Origin of the sequence: Paracoccus sp. DMF-8 (genome assembly GCF_029309835.1) — a bacterium.
Lineage (GTDB): Bacteria > Pseudomonadota > Alphaproteobacteria > Rhodobacterales > Rhodobacteraceae > Paracoccus.
This window is the reverse complement of the sequence record NZ_JARJHL010000014.1, coordinates 185,546-203,915: the sequence shown is the minus strand read 5'-3', so window position 1 is coordinate 203,915 and position 18,370 is coordinate 185,546. Positions and strand designations below refer to the sequence as shown.

Here is an 18,370-nt window from a genome sequence, read left to right as displayed (position 1 = left end):
TGGCGCAACCATCTGCGCAGGATTATTGCGCCCCCCATACTTCTGGCGTAACTAAACTGCCACGAGGTTAAGGGGGAACCATGTCTTACCAGGATATTTATCAAGGCTGGAAATCCGATCCGGAACAGTTCTGGATGCAGGCCGCCCAGGAAATCGATTGGTTTCGCCCGCCCTCCAAGGCGCTTTTCGACGACAAGGCGCCCGTTTACGAATGGTTTTCCGATGCGCTGGTCAACACCTGCTGGAACGCCGTCGACCGCCATGTTCAGGCCGGCCGGGGCGATCAGCTGGCGATCATCCACGACTCGCCCATCACCCGTTCGACCAAGGGGCTGACCTATAGCGAATTGCGCGACCGCGTCGCCAGCCTTGCCGGGGCGCTGCGCGCCAAGGGCATCGAAAAGGGCGACCGCGTCATCATCTACATGCCGATGATCCCCGAGGCGGTCGAGGCGATGCTGGCCTGCGCCCGCCTTGGCGCGGTGCATTCCGTGGTCTTTGGCGGTTTTGCCGCGAACGAACTGGCCGTGCGCATCGACGACTGCCAGCCCAAGGCGATCATCGCGGCATCCTGCGGGCTGGAACCGGGCCGCGTCGTCCATTACAAGCCGCTGCTGGACAAGGCCATCGACCTTGCCGGACACAAACCCGATTTCTGCGTGATCTTTCAGCGCGAACAAGAGGTCTGCAGCCTGATCCCCGGCCGCGATTTCGCCTGGCATTCGTTCCAATACGGGGTCGAGCCTGCCGAATGCGTCCCGGTCGAAGGCAACCATCCCGCCTATATCCTGTATACTTCGGGCACCACGGGCCAGCCCAAGGGCGTCGTGCGCCATACCGCGGGCCAGCTGGTCGCGCTGAACTGGACGATGAAAAATATCTACGGCATCGACGCCGGTGATGTGTTTTGGGCGGCCTCGGACGTGGGTTGGGTCGTCGGCCACAGCTATATCTGCTATGGCCCGCTGATCGCCGGCGCGACGACGCTGGTGTTCGAAGGCAAGCCGGTCGGCACGCCCGATGCCGGAACCTTCTGGCGGGTGATCCAGAACCACAAGGTCAAGTCCTTTTTCACCGCCCCCACCGCCATCCGCGCCGTCAAGCGCGAGGATCCGGATGGCGAATTGATCGGCGATTACAACCTGCGCAGCCTGCAGGCCGTGTTCCTCGCCGGTGAACGCGCCGACCCCGACACGATCCAATGGCTGGAAGACAAGCTGAACCTGCCGGTGATCGACCACTGGTGGCAGACCGAAACCGGTTGGGCCATCGCGGCCAGCCCCTTCGGGATCGAACAGATGCCGATCAAAAAGGGCAGCCCCTCGGTTCCCATGCCGGGCTATGACGTGCAGGTGCTGGACGAAGGCGGCAACCCCGTCCCCGCAGGCACGCTTGGCGCCATCGTCATCAAGCTGCCCCTGCCCCCCGGCACCCTGCCGACCCTGTGGAATGCCGAAGCGCGTTTCCGCAAAAGCTATCTGGACCATTTCCCCGGCTTTTACGAAACCGGCGATGCGGGCTATATCGACGATGACGGCTACCTTTACATCATGGCGCGCACCGATGACGTGATCAACGTCGCGGGCCACCGCCTGTCCACCGGCGCGATGGAGGAGGTCCTGTCGAGCCACCCCGCCGTTGCCGAATGCGCGGTGATCGGGGTTGCCGACAAGCTGAAAGGCCAGATGCCGCTTGGCTTCCTGTGCCTGAAAAAGGGCGTCGAAACCAGCCATGACACCGTCGTCAAGGAAGTCGTCGGCATGGTCCGCGACCGTATCGGCCCGGTTGCCGCCTTCAAATCGGCGCTGGTCGTGGACCGCCTGCCCAAGACGCGCTCGGGCAAGATCCTGCGCGCCACCATGGCCAGGATTGCCGATGGCGAGGATTACAAGATGCCCGCCACCATCGACGATCCGGTGATTCTGGAGGAAATCACCGGGGCGCTGAAAGGCATCGGTCTGGGAAAATAGATCCCGGCGACATGAAAAGGGCGGCCATCCGGCCGCCCGATTTTATGCGATATCTGCGCCAAGCCCTTGCATCAGCGGCAGGAAATCCGGGAAAGATGTCATGATCGGCGCGCCGTCATCGACCCCGATCGGCTGATCCGAGGCAAGGCCCCCGATCAGGAAGGACATGGCGATGCGGTGATCCAGATGGGTCGCCGCCACCGCGCCCCCTTTCAGCCCGCCGGTGCCGTGGACCGTCATGCTGTCGGGCGTATCCTCGACCCGCGCCCCATTGGCGCGCAGGCCCACGGCCATGGCGTCGATGCGGTCGCTTTCCTTGACGCGCAGTTCCGCCACGCCATTCATCACGGTCGCGCCTTCGGCAAAGCAGGCGATGACCGACAGGATCGGGAATTCGTCGATCATGCTGGCGGCGCGATCCGCCGGGACGCTGACGCCTTTCAGCGCGGAATGGCGCACGATCAGGTCGGCCACCGGCTCGCCACCCTCATCTCTCTGATTTTCAAAGGTAATATCCGCGCCCATTTCCAGAAGCGTGACATATAGCCCGTCCCGCGTCGGGTTGCGGCTGACCCCCGGCACGCGGATTTCCGACCCCGGCACCAGCAGCGCCGCCGCGACCGGAAAGGCCGCGCTGGACGGGTCGCGCGGCACGGCAACGGTCTGCGCGACCAGTTCGGGACGGCCGGTCAGGGTGATGACGCGGCCATCGGGGGTGATCTCGGTGGTGATTTCGGCACCAAATCCGGTCAGCATCCGTTCGGTATGGTCGCGCGTCGCCTCTGCCTCGGTCACGACGGTCTGGCCGGGCGCGTTCAGACCGGCCAGCAGAACCGCCGATTTGATCTGCGCGCTGGCGACCGGCGTGCGATAGCTGACCGGCATCGGATCGGCCGCGCCGGTGATGGTCACGGGCAGGCGACCGCCTTCGCGCGCGGTGACGTGACAGCCGAAAAGCTGCAGGGGGTCGGTGATCCGCGCCATCGGGCGGCGCGACAGGCTGGCGTCGCCAGTAAAGGTCGCAGTGATCGGGCTGGTGGCCATCGTGCCCATGATCAGGCGGACGCCGGTGCCCGAGTTGCCGCAGTCGATCACGCCCTCGGGTTCGGCAAAGCCGCCGACGCCGACGCCGTTCACGCTCCACGCCCCTTCTCCCGTGCGGGTCACGGTCGCGCCGAATGCCCGCATGGCCTTGGCCGTGTCCAGCACATCCTCGCCCTCGAGCAGGCCGGTGATGCGGGTTTCGCCAATCGCCATGGCGCCCAGAATCAGCGCGCGGTGGCTGATCGACTTGTCGCCGGGAACCGCCGCCACGCCCCGCAGAGCGGGCGATTTGCGGGCCGTCATGGGTTTGGGATCACCGGAATGGGACATGGCGCGGCCTTTCGTTCAGTTGCGGCGGAAGGTGACGTAATGGGGCGCGCGACCTTCGCGCAGCGCCTTTTGTTCGTAGCGGGTGGACAGCCAGTCATCCCGGGGCGTGCCGCCTTCGCTGACCAAGGTGAACCCGGCGGGCGGAACCTCTTCCAGCGTCTGGCGGACGTAATCGGGGATATCCGTCGCAACCCGGAATTCCGCACCGGGCTTCATCAGCCGGGCCAGCGGGATCAGATGTTCGGGCGTGACAAAGCGGCGGCGGTGGTGGCGTGCCTTGGGCCAGGGATCGGGATAGTTCAGGAACGCCCGATCAATCGAAGCATCGGGAAACACATCCATCAGATCGCGTGCATCGCCGGGATGAACGCTGACATTTTCGACGCCCGCCGCGCGGATCTTGCCCAGAAGCATGGCGACCCCGTTGATGAAGGGTTCGCAACCGATGATGCCGATACCGGGGTAGCGCGCGGCCATATGGACCATATGCTCGCCCCCGCCGAAGCCGACCTCCAGCCAGATCGGGCGGTCGTCGCCAAAGATCTGCGCGGGATCGACCGGCTTGCGGTCGGGATTGTCCTGCACGGTGATGCCGCGCGGGCGCAGATCGCCCAGATCCTCGGACAGATAGCCCTTTTGGCTTTGACGCAGGGTCTTGCCATGACGGCGGCCGTAAAAGTTCCGGCGCGGGGGATTGGGGTCGAATTCGCTCATGCCCGCGCTTTGCCCGCGCGGGCAGGAAAGGTCAAGCAATCGCGGTCATTCCGCCGCAAGACGGCTGATGATGACCGTGACTTCGGGCTTTTTGCCGATTTCGTCCATCGCGATCTGGCGGGTCAGCTTGCGGATCGCCTCTTCCAGCTTGTCGTCGTTGGACAGGGTGGCGTCATTGGCGCGTTCCAGAAAATCGGCCAGTTCTTCCTCGATGCTGCCGGCCAGCGGCACACCGGCGCGACCGCGTTCGGGCAGGCCCATCAGCTCGACCCAGGCATCGGGCAGCGGGCGGTCGTCTTCGTCCACGATCACCGAAACCAGCGCGTGACCGTTCAACGCCATGCGGATGCGGTCGCGGACGATGCCATCCATCGCGCCGATCAACACATTGCCATCCAGATAGACGCGGCCCGTGTCGATCCGGTCCACCTCGCGCGGGAGTTCGGCGGTCAGGTCGATGACCGCGCCATTGGTCGCGATGATCGAGGCAATGCCCTTGCTGCTGGCGAGCTGCGCATGTTCGCGCAGATGCATATGTTCGCCATGCATCGGAATGACGATCTGCGGTTTCAGCAGGTCATGCACCGCCTCGATATCGGGGCGGTTGGCGTGGCCCGAGACGTGATAGGTGCCATCATCCGCGTCAAAGACATCGACGCCGATCTGCGACAGCGCATTCATGATGCGGATCACCGGGCGTTCATTGCCCGGAATGGTGCGCGAACTGAACAGAAAGCTGTCGCCCTCTTTCAACTGCAACCCCAGATAGCGCCCGCGCGACAGTTGCGCAGATGCCGCGCGCCGTTCGCCCTGCGACCCCGTGACGACCAGCATGACCTGATTGCGGGGCAGTTCGGCCGCCTCATCGGCGGTGATGACGGGCGGGAAACTGGTCAGCACGCCGGTTTCGATCGCCGCTCTCACCATCTTGTTCATGGCACGGCCCAGCAGGCAGACCTTGCGGCCCGCAGCCACGCCCGCCTCGGTCAGGGTTTTCAGCCGCGCGACGTTCGATGCAAAGGTCGTGGCCACGACCAGATTTTTCTGGGCGACGACGAAATCCAGCAAGGGATTGGCCAGAACGGCCTCGGACCGGCCGGCATGCGGGCTGAAGATATTGGTCGAATCGCAGGCCAGCACCTTGATGCCGCCGTTTTCCTGCGCGATCTCGTGCCAGATGATCGGATCAAAAGGCTCGCCCACGATGGGGGTGCCGTCCAGTTTGAAATCGCCGGTATGGACGATGCGGCCCGCAGGCGTGTCGATGATCAGCGCGGCGCTTTCCGGGATGGAATGGCTGATCGGCACGAATTGCACGGCAAAGGGACCGGCCTGAATCACCTCGGGGCGCGGGGCGTGGATCTGGATGACATCGGCAGGCTGGCCCGCCTCTTCCATCTTCATCGCGGCCAGCGCGCCGGTGAAGCGGCGGCAGTGGACGGGCGCGCGCAGGCGCGACCACAGCAGGCCCAGGGCGCCGACGTGATCCTCGTGACCGTGGGTGATGAAAATCCCCTCGATCCGGTCGCGGTTCTGTTCCAGCCAGGCGACATCGGCCATGATCAGGTCGATCCCCGGTGCAGAATCCATGTCGCCGAAGGTCACGCCCAGATCGACGACGATCAGCCGCTCCTTGCCGGGCTGGCCATGGCCATAGACATAGGCGTTCATGCCGATTTCGCCGGCGCCGCCAAGCGGCACATAGATCAGGCGGTCAGACATTACCGGCCTCCTTGTTGAAGTCATGGATGAGACGCAGACCGTGCATGGTCAGATCGTCTTCGAGAAAGTCGAACAGATCAAAGCCCTGATCGAACAGCGGGGCAAGCCCGCCCGTCGCGATAATTTTCATCGCGACGCCACGCTCGGCCCGGATCTTGTTCACGATGCCGGCAGTCAGCCCGATATATCCCCAGTAAATCCCGGATTGCAGGCAGGCCACGGTATTCGTGCCGATCACCTTGGCGGGCATGGTCACATCGACATGGGGCAGCGAGGCCGCGCCCATATGCAGCGCCTCCAGCGACAGGTTCACGCCGGGCGCGATGACGCCGCCGACATAGGCGCCGTCTTCGGCGACCACGTCGAATGTCGTCGCCGTGCCGAAATCGACGACGACAAGATTGGGTCCATGGCGGTCAAAGGCGCCAAGCGCATTGACCAGCCGGTCGGGGCCGACCACCGTGCCCTCGTCCACGCGGGGCGCGACGGGCAGCAGGCAGTCGGGCTTGCCGACAACCAGCGGGCGGCTGTCGAAATAGCGGTTGCACAGCACCCGCAGGTTGAACACCACGCGCGGCACGGTCGAGCTGATGATGCAGGCGTTGATCCGCAGCTCCAGCCTGTTCAGCGTCAGCAGGGTCGACAGCCAGACGTAATATTCATCCGCGGTGCGGCGGTGATCGGTCGAAATCCGCCACTGGCCGATGAACTGCTCACCGTCCCAGATCGCGAAAACCGTATTGGTGTTGCCGGTGTCGATACACAGCAGCATCACGTCTCTCCCTGAAAGAACACATCGGCGGCGGGAATCGCCTGACGCCCCTGTGGGGTCACCAGAACCAGCGCACCGCTGTCGTCAATGCCTTCGAACACGCCCTGCACCTGATGGGAACCGAACCGCGCGATGATGACCTGCCCGATCCGCGCCGCGCGCGACAGCCAGGCGTTGCGGATCGGGGCAAAGCCATAGGTCTCGAACTGGTTCAGCCAGCTTGCGAAGGCAGGGGCTAGCAGGTCCAGAAATTCCTCGGGGGCAAGGCGATGGCCGGTTTCGGTCAGGATCGAGACGGGCGGCACGGCCCCGGCCTCGACCTCGGCCGGTTGCGGGGCGGCGGCCAGGTTGACGCCGATGCCGATGGCCAGAACCGGTGCCTCGCGGCCGCTGCCCGCGCTTTCCAGCAGGATCCCCGCGACCTTGCCGCCGTTCAGCAGCACATCATTCGGCCATTTGATCGCCAGCCGCGCATTGGGGCCACAGGCCGCCGTCAGCGCATCATGCAGCGCCAGCGCCGCGACAAAGGAAAGCTGCGCGGCTTCGGCAATGCCGCCTTTCGGGCGCATCCCCAGACTGGCCGCGAAATTGCCGGGCGGCATCGCCCAGCCCCGCCCGCGCCTGCCGCGACCGGCGGTCTGCTCATGCGTCAGGATCCATGCCGGACCGGACAGCGAGGGCGCCAGACGCAGCGCCTCGGCATTGGTGCTGGGGCTGCGCATCAGCACATGCCGCCCGACCCCCGGGGCCGGTATCAGTCACGCCGATTTCTCCGACAGGGCTGACCCGAAGCGGCCAGCCTGCGGTTGCGGGCCGAGGGGCCGCTCACTCGACCCCGGCACTGATTTGCGCGACCGAGGTCAGCGATTCCGCAGCACGACCCGCGACATCGTCGATCCCGAACATCGAAATCGCCCCCAGCACCGTCAGCGCCGCCGCGCCGATGAAGGCGACATATTGCACCGCCCCGGTGCGGCTGGTGACGCCCTGCCCCGCTTCGCCGAAATACATGTAATAGACGATGCGCAGATAATAGAAGGCGCCGATCACCGAGGCGATCACGCCCAGCACGGCCAGCCATGTCATCCCCGCCGCAACCGCGGCCTGCAGCACGCCGAATTTCGCGAAAAAGCCCAGCATCGGCGGCACACCCGCCAGGCTGAACATCAGGACCAGCACGGCCATGGCCTTGGTCGGCTCGGACCGGGCGAACTGTTTCAGCGAATTCAGGTCTGTGACCGGCACGCCATCGCGTTCCATCGACAGGATGAAGGCAAAGGTGCCGACATTCATCAGCGTATAGATCGCCATATACAGCAGCATCGCCTGCACGCCCTGCGGCGTGCCCGCCGCCAGACCCAGCAGGGCAAAGCCCATATGCGCGATCGAGGAATAAGCCATCAGCCGCTTGATATTGCGCTGCCCGATACCCGCGATCGACCCCCAGAACATCGACAACACCGCAAGAAAGGCGATGATCTGGCCCCAGTCATCCGTGACATGACCAAAGGCCGAGAACATCAGCCGCGCCAGCAGCGCCATCGCCGCGACCTTGGGCGCGGTCGCAAAGAAGGCCGTCACCGGCGTCGGCGCACCTTCGTAGACATCGGGCGTCCACATGTGGAAGGGCACCGCCGAAACCTTGAAGGCCAGACCGACCAGCATGAAGACCAGACCGAACAGCAGGCCAAGCGGCAGGTGGCCGTCCTGAATCGTGCCGATGATGCCGGCAAAGGTCGTCGTCCCGGCAAAGCCGTAGACCAGCGAGGCGCCATACAGCAACAGCCCCGAGCTGAACGCGCCAAGCACAAAGTATTTCAGCCCCGCCTCGGACGATTTTTCGCTGTCGCGGCGGAAGGCCGCGATGACGTAAAGCGCCAGCGATTGCAGCTCCAGCCCCATATACAGCGTCAAGAGGTCGCCTGCCGAAATCATCACCATCATGCCGACGACCGACAGGACGATCAGCACCGGGAATTCAAAGCGCATCATGCCCTGACGGCCCAGATAATCCGCGCTCATCCCCAAAACGCAGGCGGCGCCGATCAGCACGATGACCTTGGCGAAACGCGCGAACTGGTCATCTATGAACATGTTGAAAAAGGCCGTCGAAGGCGTGCTGTCGTTCAGCCCGACCAGCATCGCAACCACCAGCAGGGCCGCCACCGTCACCCACAGGATCGGACGCGCGATCTTGTCCTTGCCGAAATAGGCCCCGGCCATCAGGGCCGCCATCGCGTAAACCGCCAGCAGGAATTCGGGCAGGATGGTCGAAAAATCGAGCGATGTCATATCCGCCCCCTAGTGGCTTGCTTCTGCCGCGGCCGTCTCGGTCGGCGCAGGCTGGCTGTCATTGTAGTGTTGCAGAAGATTGGCGACCGCCGGTCCGGTGATATCCGTCACCAGACGCGGATAGACGCCCAGGATCAGTGTCATGGCGATCAGCGGCACGAACAGCCAGCGTTCGCGGCTGCTCATGTCGTTGATGGTTTTCAGGCTTTCCTTGATCAGTTGACCAAAGGTTACCCGGCGATACAGCCACAGCGCATAGGATGCCGACAGGATCACCCCCGAGGTCGCGACCAGCGCGACCCAGGTATTGACGCGGAACGCCCCCAGCAGGGTCAGGAACTCACCGACAAAGCCCGAGGTCCCCGGCAGGCCGACGTTCGCCATGGTAAAGAACATGAAGACCAGCGCATAGACCGGCATCCGGTTGACCAGCCCGCCATAGGCGTCGATTTCGCGCGTGTGCATGCGGTCATAGATCACGCCGACGCACAAAAACAGCGCGCCCGAGATAAAGCCGTGCGACAGCATCTGGAAAATCGCGCCATCCGTGCCGGGCTGGTTCGCGGCAAAAATGCCAAGCGTCACATAGCCCATATGCGCGACGGACGAATAGGCGATCAGCTTTTTCATGTCGCTTTGCGCCAGCGCCACCATCGAGGTGTAGACGATGGCAATCGCCGACAGCCAGAAGATGTAGGGCTGCGCGATGCCGCTGGCGACCGGGAACATCGGCAGCGAAAAGCGCAGAAAGCCGTAGCCGCCCATCTTCAACAGCACCGCCGCCAGCACGACAGAACCCGCAGTCGGTGCCTGGACGTGTGCGTCGGGCAGCCAGGTATGGACCGGCCACATCGGCATCTTGACCGCAAAGCTGGCAAAGAACGCAAGGAACAGCAGCATCTGCACGCCGCCCGCGATGTTCAGCCCCAGAACCACCATCGGGTCGGATGCGAAATCATAGGTCAACAGCGTCACGATATCGGTCGTGCCGGACATCCGGAACATCGACACCATCGCGACCAGCATCAGGACCGAGCCGAGGAAGGTATAGAGAAAGAACTTGAACGCCGCATAGATGCGGTTCGCGCCGCCCCAGATCCCGATGATCAGGAACATCGGGATCAGCCCGGCTTCAAAGAACAGGTAGAACAGCACCAGATCCAGCGCGGTGAACACGCCGATCATCAGCCCTTCCAGCACCAGAAAGGCGATCATGTATTCCTTGACGCGGGTCTTGACCTCCCACGCGGACAGGATGGTGATCGGCATCAGGAAGGTGGTCAGCATCACGAACAGGATCGAAATGCCGTCGACGCCCATCTTGTATTTCAGGCCCATGATCCATTCGCGATCCTCGACGAACTGAAAGCCCGTGTTCGCGGGATCAAAGCCGATCAGCACGATCAGCGAGATCAGGAAGGTGGCCGTTGTCGTGATCAGCGCCAGCCATTTGGCATTGCGGGCCGCAGCTCCGTCATCGCCCCGCAAAAGCAGGGCCATGATGGCAGCCGCGACGATCGGCAGAAAGGTGATAATCGAAAGAAGGTGCGTCATATCAGTGCGTGCCCCGCATCATCACCCAGATCAGCAAGCCCACGATGCCCAGAACCATCGCGAAGGCGTAGTGGAAAAGATAACCCGTCTGGACCCGCCCGGCCGCGCGGGTCAGCCGCGGAATCAGGCCCATCGCAACCCCGTTGATGGAACCGTCGATGATCTTGCCATCGCCCTTTTGCCACAGCACGCGGCCCAGCCACAGGGTCGGACGGACAAAGACAAAGTCATAGATCTCGTCGAAATACCATTTGTTCAGCAGGAACCGATACAGTTGCGGCTGGATCTCGGCCAGGCGCTTGGGCGCTTCGGGTTTGCGGATATAGAAGACCCAGGCCATGAACAGACCAAGCAGCATGGCGATGAAGGGTGAAACCTTGACCCATTTCGGCGTGTAATGCGCGTCATGCAGGACATGGTTGTCCGGGTGCATATAGATCGCCCCGCCAACCGGCGCCGGAACGTCAGTGGTCAGGCCCTGATCCCCCGCACCCTCGGCATGAGCGGCATCGGCGGCAGGCGTCTCGTGCCCCGCTTCGGTGCCGGGTGCGGCGTCCGTCGCGACCTCACCATGCCCCTCTGCCGTTTCGGCCTTCTGGATGTGGAAGAAGGTATCGAGCTTTTCTTCATTGCCGAAGAAGGGTCCGTAGAACACCATCCCCGAAAAGATCGCGCCAATCGCCAGAACGCCAAGCGGAATGGTCATGACCGGCGGGCTTTCATGGGCGTGGTCATGCGCATGATGGTCGCCGCGCGGCTTGCCCCAGAAGGTCAAAAACATCAGCCGCCACGAATAGAAGCTGGTGAAACAGGCCGCGATGACCAGCATCCAGAACGCATAGCCGCTGCCGACAAAGGCGCTTTCGATGATCGCATCCTTGGACAGGAAACCCGCGAAACCGATGGTGGTCAGCGGAATGCCGACGCCGGTGATGGCCAGCGTGCCGATGAACATCGCCCAGAAGGTCAGCGGGATCTTTTTGCGCAAACCGCCATAGTTGCGCATGTCCTGTTCGTGGTGCATCGCATGGATGACGGAACCCGCGCCCAGAAACAGCATGGCCTTGAAAAAGGCATGGGTCAGCAGGTGGAACATCGCGACCGAATAGACGCCGACGCCCGCCGCCACGAACATATAGCCCAGTTGCGAACAGGTCGAATAGGCGATGACGCGCTTGATGTCGTTCTGCACCAGACCGACCGTCGCGGCAAAGAAAGCCGTGGTCGCGCCGATGATGACGATGAAATTCTTGGTGTCGGGCGCGAATTCGATCAGCGGCGACATCCGGCAGACCAGAAACACCCCGGCGGTGACCATGGTGGCGGCGTGGATCAGCGCCGACACCGGGGTCGGGCCTTCCATCGCGTCGGGCAGCCAGGTGTGCAGGAATAGCTGCGCCGATTTGCCCATCGCGCCGACGAACAGCAGGAAGGCCAGCAGGTTCGCGGCATTCCAGTCACGCCAGAGAAAGCTGATTTCGGTCTGCGCAATCGTCGGGACCTGCGCAAAGATCGCATCGAACTGGATCGAGCCGGTCAGCCAGAACAGCCCGAAGATCCCCAGCAGAAAGCCGAAGTCGCCGACGCGGTTGACGATGAAAGCCTTCATCGAGGCCGCATTCGCGCTGTCTTTCTTGTAGTAAAAGCCGATCAGCAGATAAGAGGCGACCCCCACCCCTTCCCAGCCAAAGAACATCTGCAAGAGGTTGTCCGCCGTCACCAGCATCAGCATGGTAAAGGTGAAAAAGGACAGATAGGCAAAGAACCGTGCCTTGTAATGTTCGTCATGGGTCCAGTTGTCGTCGTGGGCCATGTAGCCCATCGAATACATATGGACGAGCGCCGACACCGTCGTCACCACGATCAGCATGATCGCGGTCAGGCGGTCCAGGCGGATCGCCCATTGGCTGACGAAATCGCCGGTGACGATCCAGTCCAGAACCGGAACCGTGCGCGGCACGCCGTCAAAGGACAGAAAGATCACCCAGGACAGGATGCAGGCCAGAAACAGAATCCCGGTCGTCAGGTATTGCGCGGCCTTTTCGCCGATCACCCGCCAGCCGAAACCCGCAATCAATGACCCGACCAGCGGCGCGAAGAGAACGAACTTTTCCATCTTCGCTTATCCCTTCATCACGTTGACGTCTTCCACCTCGATCGAGCCGCGGTTGCGGAAGAAGACGACAAGAATAGCCGGGCCGATGGCAGCCTCGGCGGCGGCGACGGTCAGCACGAACAGGGTAAAGACCTGCCCGGCGAGATCCCCCAGATGGGTCGAAAAGGCGACGAAGTTGATGTTGACCGCCAGAAGCATCAGCTCGATCGACATCAGGATGACGATCACGTTCTTGCGGTTTACAAAGATGCCGAAGATGCCGGTGACGAAAAGTATCGCCCCCACCACCAGATAGTGTCCCAAACCGATCATCGTCTCTTGTCCCTCCGGGCGCGTCACCCGTTGAAATATTCTTTCGCTACAAGGACCGCGGGTGCGGTCCCGATGGCTCGCGGGGCCAAAGCCCCGCGTTCACAGGCCCTGGCCGGGCTTCACGTCCTTCATTTCCATCGACTTGGCCGGGTCGCGCCACATCTGTTCCAGCACGTTCTGGCGTTTCACATCCTTGCGGTGGCGCATGGTCAGGACGATGGCCCCGATCATCGCGACCAGCAGGACCAGTCCCGAAAGCTGGAAGATCAGCAGGTAGCGGTCATAGATCAGCATCCCCAGACCGTGGGTGTTCTGGACCGAATCGATGATCGGCGCAGAGCGCAGGCTTGCCGCCTGATCCGAGCTTTCCCAGCCCGAAAAGGCGATGCCCAGTTGCGCCAGCATGACGCCCGCAATCACCAGACCAAGCGGCAGGTAGCGGGCCAGTTCGCCCTTCAGCTCGGCAAAGTTCACGTCCAGCATCATCACGACAAAGACGAACAGCACCGCGACCGCGCCGACATAGACGACGATCAGCAGCATCGCGACGAATTCCGCGCCCTGCAAGACGAACAGACCCGAGGCCGACAGAAAGGTCAGGATCAGCCACAGCACCGAATGGACCGGGTTGCGGGAGATCACCACCATGAAGCCCGACACGCAGACCAGCACGGCAAAAAGATAGAAGGCAAAGACCATCATGCCTCGTCCTCCTGAGAGAAAACTTCCTGAGCGATTTCAAGCGCCTTCTGCATGGCGGGCAGGCCCGCGAAAACGCTCGTCTGATAGATGACCTCGGCCACTTCGCGCTTGGTCGCGCCTGCCTCCAGCGCGTGGCGGATGGTCAGGCGGATCTGCGGTTCGGCGAATGATCCCTGCACGACCAGCGCGGTCAGCGTGACCAGAAACCGGGTGCGCGCGTCCAGACCTTCGCGGTTGAAGGTCTTGCCGAACCACATTTCCAGCAGATCGGCCGGCATCACCGGCATCATCTTTTCAAAGGCCCGCGTGTCGATGTTTTCCAGCGCGGGATTGAAGGCGCGCGCCATTTCCTGACCCTGCTGGATCATCTGCGCGAACAGCTTTGAGAATACATCCGTCATCTGTAGGGCGCATCCATGGCAAGGTTGCGGGCGATTTCAGCTTCCCACCGCGCGCCGTTGTCCAGCAGTTTCTGCTTGTCGTAGAACAGCTCTTCACGGGTTTCGGTGGCATATTCGAAATTCGGACCTTCGACGATGGCATCGACCGGGCAGGCCTCCTGACAGAAACCGCAATAGATGCATTTCGTCATGTCGATGTCGTAGCGCGTCGTCCGGCGCGAGCCGTCCTCGCGCGGTTCCGCGTCGATGGTAATGGCCTGCGCCGGGCAGATCGCCTCGCACAGCTTGCAGGCGATGCAGCGTTCTTCGCCGTTGGGATAGCGGCGCAGCGCGTGTTCGCCGCGGAAACGCGGGCTCAGCGGGCCTTTTTCATGCGGGTAGTTCAGCGTCGGCTTGGGCGCAAAGAAATAGCGCATGCCAAGGCCGAAGCCCTTCAGGAAATCCCACATCAGGAAATATTTGGTCGCGCGGGCAAGATCGAAGGCCATCAGGAACGCCCCCCGATCCGGTTGGAAACATGGGCGAGCATTTCGGCTAGCTTGTTGGAATACATCTCAGACTCCTGCCCAACGGGCCCAGAAACCGCCCAGGACTTCGTAACGTGCAAGGAAGGCGACGATCACGACCTGTGCCAGCGACAGCGGCAGGAAAACCTTCCAGCCGATGCGCATCAACTGGTCGTAGCGATACCGTGGAACCAGCGCCTTCGCCATCGAGAACATGAAGAACCACATCCACATCTTGATCACCATCCACCACCAGCCATCGGCGATGAACGGGACCGGCGACAGCCAGCCGCCAAAGAACAGCAGCGAAAGCAGCGCGCACATCAGATACATGGCGATATATTCGCCCGCCATGAACAGCAGATAGGGGGTCGAGGAATATTCGGTCATGAAGCCCGCGACCAGTTCCGATTCCGCCTCGACAAGGTCGAAGGGCGGGCGGTTGGTTTCGGCCAGCGCCGAGACATAGAACAGCACGACCATCGGCAGATGCGGCAGGAAATACCAGTTCAGCAGGCCCCAGTCACCGCGCTGCGCCTCGACAATGGCGGTCAGGTTCATCGAGCCGGTCGAGATGATGACCCCGATGATGATCAGGCCAAGGCTGACCTCATAGGAAATCATCTGCGCGGCCGACCGCAGCGAGGCAAGAAACGGATATTTCGAGTTCGAGGCCCAGCCACCCATGATCACGCCGTAAACCTCCAGTGAGGACACGGCAAAGATGAACAGGATGGCGACATTGATGTCGGCCATGACCCAACCCTCGTCAAAGGGCACGACGACAAAGGCGATCAGGGCCAGCGTCATCGACAGGAAGGGCGCCAGGAAAAAGACGAACTTGTCGGAACCCGCCGGGATGACGATTTCCTTCAGCACATATTTCAACGCATCGGCAAAGGTTTGCAGCAGGCCCCAGGGACCGACGACGTTCGGGCCACGGCGCATCTGCACGGCCGCCCAGATCTTGCGGTCGCCATAGACCATATAGATCAGCGACCCCATGACGAAGCCGATGATCGCCAGCCCCTGCGCAAGCAGGATGATCGCGTGACCCAGGGTCGATGACCAGAATTCCGCCATGCTATCCGTCCCTCTTCTTCCTTACGCCGCGGGAATGCCGCGTGCCTTGCATTCCTGCAAGGTCTGGTCAGTATCCATCACCTTCAGCCCCATCGGCTGAGAGTTCGAGAGCGTGAAAACCGCCCCCAATCGCAACTCGCCGCTTCGCCGGGTCTGTTCGGTCCAGACATGGCGCGCAAAGCCCGTTCCGTGCTTCTCTGCCCAATCCGCCAACGCGCATGTGGCATAGGCGAAGGCCGTGTCGGCGTCCACCCCCCGACGCAGGTTGGCGCGCACCGTGACCATGCCGCTGTCCCCGTCCCGGTCGGCCCGTGGATCGCGCATCGGTTCGATGGTGACGCCGCGAAACATTTCCGGTTCGGCTTTGAAGCTGGCGGGCAGTTGCGGCAGCATCGGCCGCGTGCGCGCGGCAAAGGCCGCCAGTGCCATTTCCTGCGCGGTCATCGGCTTGACCGTTCCGCTCGACAGTCCACGCACCCCGGACAGGTCCAGATCCAGATTGGCGTTCAGCAGCATCAGATCGGCTTCGGAAATCGCGAAGGGATCGGGGCTGCTGCCCTCCAGCGCGAATTCGGTGACCGAGCCATCCGGCTCCAGAATCTGGATATCGCCCGATTTGGTCGAAATCCTTGCCTGGCCCAGCCTGGCCATTCCCGGCTTGTCCGAGGGCTGGACCACGTTCACCACCAGTTCGTCCGGTTTGGAACGCGGACGGGGGTCATTGGCTGTGTCCGCGCAAGCGGCCAGAAGGCCGGTCAGCGCGGTCATGGCAAGGAAGATGCGACCGTTCAGACGCATGTGTTCACTCCGCTGCAATCGGCTGCGCCTGATTGCGCGCGGCCGCCATCGCGGACAGTTCCCCCATCAGGGGAGAACTGCGCGCGATCGGGTTGGTCAGATAGAAATCCTTGATTGCGTAGCGGAAGCTGGCGTTGTCCATGTCACGGGTTGCGAGCGGCTGCCATTCGTTTTCGGGAACCTGATCGATTCGGCCCAGATGGGGATGCGCCTCGACCAGTTTGCGACGCAGCGCGGCCAGGCTGTCCCAGGGCTGGGTCTTGCCCAGCTCTGCCGACAGCGCGCGCAGGATCGCCCAGTTTTCCTTGCCCTCGCCCGGCGCGAAATTGGCGCGTTGGGCCAGTTGCGGGCGGCCTTCGGTATTGACGAACAGCCCGCTTTCCTCGGTATAGCAGGCGCCCGGCAGGATGATATCGGCGCGATGCGCACCGCGATCCCCGTGGCTGCCCTGATAGATCACGAATGCGCCGCCATTTTCATTTCGAGGGGCAATATCGACCTCGTCGGCGCCAAGGTTATAGATCACCTCGGCCCCGTCGATGGCGGCATTCAGGCCCCCTTCGGTGACGGCACCGACATCCATCGCGCCGACGCGCGACGCGGCGCTGTGCAGGATCAGCAGTTTCGAATTGCTGTTTTCGCACAGCTTCATGGCATGGGCCAGAACCGCCTCGCCATCGGCTTCGCGGATCGCGCCCTGACCGACGATGACCAGCGTCGGCTTGTCGCGCGTCTCATCGCTGATCTTCATCGAGGACAGGCTTTCCAGCGCCGCACGATCATTGCCGACATGGGCGTAATCATAGGTCAGATCGACCGGCTCGCCGACCAGCCCGATCCGCGCGCCCCGCGCCCATGCCTTGCGGATGCGGGCGTTCAGGACGGGCGCTTCCTCGCGCGGGTTGGTGCCGATCAGCTGGATCATTTCGGCGCTGTCGATATCCTCGATCCGCGCGGTGCCGACATAGGCCGAGCGGTTGCCCGCAGGCAGGCGCGCGCCATCGGTGCGGCATTCGACCGTGCCGCCGATCCCTTCGACCAGCTGTTTCAGGCTGAAAGCGGCCTCGACCGGGACCAGATCGCCGATCAGACCGGCGACCTTCCTGCCCCGCATGGCATGGGCCGCCGCCTCCAGCGCCTCGGGCCAGCTGGCGGCGCGCAGCCGGCCGTTTTCGCGGATATAGGGCTTGTCCAGACGCTGACGACGCAACCCGTCCCAGACAAAGCGCGACTTGTCGTTGATCCATTCCTCGTTCACGCCGTCATGGTTGCGCGGCAGGATGCGCATGACTTCGCGGCCCTTGGTATCGACGCGGATATTGCTGCCAAGCGCGTCCATCACGTCGATGGTTTCGGTCTTGGTCAGTTCCCACGGACGGGCGGTAAAGGCATAGGGTTTGCTGACCAGCGCCCCGACCGGGCACAGGTCGATGATATTGCCCTGCATGTTCGAATCCAGCGTCTGGTTCAGATAGCTGGTGATCTCGCTGTCTTCGCCCCGGCCGGTCTGGCCCATCTGGGTGATGCCCGCGACTTCGGTCGTGAAGCGCACGCAGCGGGTGCAGGAAATGCAGCGGGTCATATGGGTTTCGACCAGCGGACCCAGATTCAGGTCCTCGGTCGCGCGCTTGGGTTCGCGATAGCGGCTGAAATCGACGCCGTAAGCCATCGCCTGATCCTGCAGGTCGCATTCGCCGCCCTGATCGCAGATCGGGCAATCCAGCGGGTGGTTGATCAGCAGGAACTCCATCACCCCCTCGCGCGCCTTGCGCACCATCGGGCTGTTCGTGCGGATTTCCGAAGGCGCGCCTTCGGGCCCCGGACGCAGATCCTTGACCTGCATGGCGCAGGATGCGGCGGGTTTCGGCGGGCCGCCCACGACCTCGACCAGACACATGCGGCAGTTGCCCGCGATCGACAGGCGTTCGTGGTAACAGAAGCGCGGAACCTCGATCCCGGCCTGTTCGCAGGCCTGAATCAGGGTCATGTTGGGATCGACCTCGATGATCTTGTCGTCGATCTTGAGTTTGCGAAGTTCGCTCATCTGCCTGTCC

Annotated in this window: 16 protein-coding genes; 1 reads left to right on the top strand and 15 read right to left on the bottom strand. The window is 62.8% G+C overall.

Annotated features, from left to right (window positions below; all coding sequences use genetic code 11):
• Positions 1-80 precede the first annotated feature (80 nt).
• A complete protein-coding gene (locus tag PE067_RS15280; protein WP_276190565.1) occupies positions 81-1,970 on the top strand; it encodes a propionyl-CoA synthetase in 1,890 nt (629 codons plus the stop codon).
• 42 nt (positions 1,971-2,012) lie between these two features.
• On the opposite strand, the gene aroA is transcribed toward PE067_RS15280, so the two are convergent.
• The 15 genes from aroA to nuoG form a co-directional block, all read right to left on the bottom strand.
• Positions 2,013-3,344: a 3-phosphoshikimate 1-carboxyvinyltransferase gene (gene aroA, locus PE067_RS15275; protein ID WP_276190564.1), complete on the bottom strand. Its 1,332-nt coding sequence runs from the start codon at positions 3,342-3,344 to the stop codon at positions 2,013-2,015.
• 15 nt (positions 3,345-3,359) lie between these two features.
• Positions 3,360-4,058 carry a tRNA (guanine(46)-N(7))-methyltransferase TrmB gene (locus PE067_RS15270; RefSeq protein ID WP_276190778.1) on the bottom strand — a complete coding sequence of 233 codons (699 nt, stop codon included), beginning with the start codon at positions 4,056-4,058 and terminating at the stop codon, positions 3,360-3,362.
• Positions 4,059-4,103: 45 nt separating this feature from the next.
• A complete protein-coding gene (locus PE067_RS15265) occupies positions 4,104-5,780 on the bottom strand; it encodes a ribonuclease J (RefSeq protein WP_276190563.1) in 1,677 nt (558 codons plus the stop codon).
• The gene (locus tag PE067_RS15260) at positions 5,773-6,552 is read right to left on the bottom strand and encodes a type III pantothenate kinase (RefSeq protein ID WP_276190562.1); all 780 of its coding nucleotides are present in this window, start codon (positions 6,550-6,552) and stop codon (positions 5,773-5,775) included. The genes PE067_RS15265 and PE067_RS15260 overlap by 8 nt, the downstream gene beginning before the upstream one ends.
• Positions 6,552-7,274 carry a biotin--[acetyl-CoA-carboxylase] ligase gene (locus tag PE067_RS15255; RefSeq protein ID WP_276190561.1) on the bottom strand — a complete coding sequence of 241 codons (723 nt, stop codon included), beginning with the start codon at positions 7,272-7,274 and terminating at the stop codon, positions 6,552-6,554. The genes PE067_RS15260 and PE067_RS15255 overlap by 1 nt, the downstream gene beginning before the upstream one ends.
• Positions 7,275-7,377: 103 nt before the next feature.
• Complete coding sequence (gene nuoN / locus PE067_RS15250) at positions 7,378-8,844, bottom strand: NADH-quinone oxidoreductase subunit NuoN (RefSeq protein ID WP_276190560.1); 1,467 nt, start codon at positions 8,842-8,844, stop codon at positions 7,378-7,380.
• 9 nt (positions 8,845-8,853) lie between these two features.
• Positions 8,854-10,398 carry an NADH-quinone oxidoreductase subunit M gene (locus tag PE067_RS15245; protein ID WP_276190559.1) on the bottom strand — a complete coding sequence of 515 codons (1,545 nt, stop codon included), beginning with the start codon at positions 10,396-10,398 and terminating at the stop codon, positions 8,854-8,856.
• A 1-nt stretch (position 10,399) separates the two neighbouring features.
• The gene (nuoL, locus tag PE067_RS15240; protein ID WP_276190558.1) at positions 10,400-12,514 is read right to left on the bottom strand and encodes an NADH-quinone oxidoreductase subunit L; all 2,115 of its coding nucleotides are present in this window, start codon (positions 12,512-12,514) and stop codon (positions 10,400-10,402) included.
• A gap of 6 nt (positions 12,515-12,520) precedes the next feature.
• Positions 12,521-12,826 carry an NADH-quinone oxidoreductase subunit NuoK gene (gene nuoK / locus PE067_RS15235; protein ID WP_276190777.1) on the bottom strand — a complete coding sequence of 102 codons (306 nt, stop codon included), beginning with the start codon at positions 12,824-12,826 and terminating at the stop codon, positions 12,521-12,523.
• 99 nt (positions 12,827-12,925) lie between these two features.
• Positions 12,926-13,528: an NADH-quinone oxidoreductase subunit J gene (locus PE067_RS15230; protein WP_276190557.1), complete on the bottom strand. Its 603-nt coding sequence runs from the start codon at positions 13,526-13,528 to the stop codon at positions 12,926-12,928.
• The gene (locus PE067_RS15225) at positions 13,525-13,929 is read right to left on the bottom strand and encodes a carboxymuconolactone decarboxylase family protein (protein ID WP_276190556.1); all 405 of its coding nucleotides are present in this window, start codon (positions 13,927-13,929) and stop codon (positions 13,525-13,527) included. Before PE067_RS15225 ends, PE067_RS15230 begins: the two co-directional genes overlap by 4 nt.
• A complete protein-coding gene (gene nuoI, locus PE067_RS15220) occupies positions 13,926-14,417 on the bottom strand; it encodes an NADH-quinone oxidoreductase subunit NuoI (protein WP_276190555.1) in 492 nt (163 codons plus the stop codon). The genes PE067_RS15225 and nuoI overlap by 4 nt, the downstream gene beginning before the upstream one ends.
• A gap of 66 nt (positions 14,418-14,483) precedes the next feature.
• Complete coding sequence (gene nuoH / locus PE067_RS15215) at positions 14,484-15,518, bottom strand: NADH-quinone oxidoreductase subunit NuoH (protein ID WP_276190554.1); 1,035 nt, start codon at positions 15,516-15,518, stop codon at positions 14,484-14,486.
• 21 nt (positions 15,519-15,539) lie between these two features.
• Positions 15,540-16,316, bottom strand: coding sequence for a hypothetical protein (locus tag PE067_RS15210; protein ID WP_276190553.1), 777 nt, complete (start codon positions 16,314-16,316; stop codon positions 15,540-15,542).
• A gap of 4 nt (positions 16,317-16,320) precedes the next feature.
• A complete protein-coding gene (gene nuoG, locus PE067_RS15205; RefSeq protein WP_276190552.1) occupies positions 16,321-18,360 on the bottom strand; it encodes an NADH-quinone oxidoreductase subunit NuoG in 2,040 nt (679 codons plus the stop codon).
• Positions 18,361-18,370 lie beyond the last annotated feature (10 nt).

Excerpts from the sequence above, each read along its gene's own strand:
- PE067_RS15280 (WP_276190565.1), top strand. The coding sequence starts at position 81 with ATGTCTTACCAGGATATTTATCAAGGCTGGAAATCCGATCCGGAACAG.
- aroA (WP_276190564.1), bottom strand. The coding sequence starts at position 3,344 with ATGTCCCATTCCGGTGATCCCAAACCCATGACGGCCCGCAAATCGCCC.
- PE067_RS15270 (WP_276190778.1), bottom strand. The coding sequence starts at position 4,058 with ATGAGCGAATTCGACCCCAATCCCCCGCGCCGGAACTTTTACGGCCGC.
- PE067_RS15265 (WP_276190563.1), bottom strand. The coding sequence starts at position 5,780 with ATGTCTGACCGCCTGATCTATGTGCCGCTTGGCGGCGCCGGCGAAATC.
- PE067_RS15260 (WP_276190562.1), bottom strand. The coding sequence starts at position 6,552 with ATGCTGCTGTGTATCGACACCGGCAACACCAATACGGTTTTCGCGATC.
- PE067_RS15255 (WP_276190561.1), bottom strand. The coding sequence starts at position 7,274 with ATGCGCAGCCCCAGCACCAATGCCGAGGCGCTGCGTCTGGCGCCCTCG.
- nuoN (WP_276190560.1), bottom strand. The coding sequence starts at position 8,844 with ATGACATCGCTCGATTTTTCGACCATCCTGCCCGAATTCCTGCTGGCG.
- PE067_RS15245 (WP_276190559.1), bottom strand. The coding sequence starts at position 10,398 with ATGACGCACCTTCTTTCGATTATCACCTTTCTGCCGATCGTCGCGGCT.
- nuoL (WP_276190558.1), bottom strand. The coding sequence starts at position 12,514 with ATGGAAAAGTTCGTTCTCTTCGCGCCGCTGGTCGGGTCATTGATTGCG.
- nuoK (WP_276190777.1), bottom strand. The coding sequence starts at position 12,826 with ATGATCGGTTTGGGACACTATCTGGTGGTGGGGGCGATACTTTTCGTC.
- PE067_RS15230 (WP_276190557.1), bottom strand. The coding sequence starts at position 13,528 with ATGATGGTCTTTGCCTTCTATCTTTTTGCCGTGCTGGTCTGCGTGTCG.
- PE067_RS15225 (WP_276190556.1), bottom strand. The coding sequence starts at position 13,929 with ATGACGGATGTATTCTCAAAGCTGTTCGCGCAGATGATCCAGCAGGGT.
- nuoI (WP_276190555.1), bottom strand. The coding sequence starts at position 14,417 with ATGGCCTTCGATCTTGCCCGCGCGACCAAATATTTCCTGATGTGGGAT.
- nuoH (WP_276190554.1), bottom strand. The coding sequence starts at position 15,518 with ATGGCGGAATTCTGGTCATCGACCCTGGGTCACGCGATCATCCTGCTT.
- PE067_RS15210 (WP_276190553.1), bottom strand. The coding sequence starts at position 16,316 with ATGCGTCTGAACGGTCGCATCTTCCTTGCCATGACCGCGCTGACCGGC.
- nuoG (WP_276190552.1), bottom strand. The coding sequence starts at position 18,360 with ATGAGCGAACTTCGCAAACTCAAGATCGACGACAAGATCATCGAGGTC.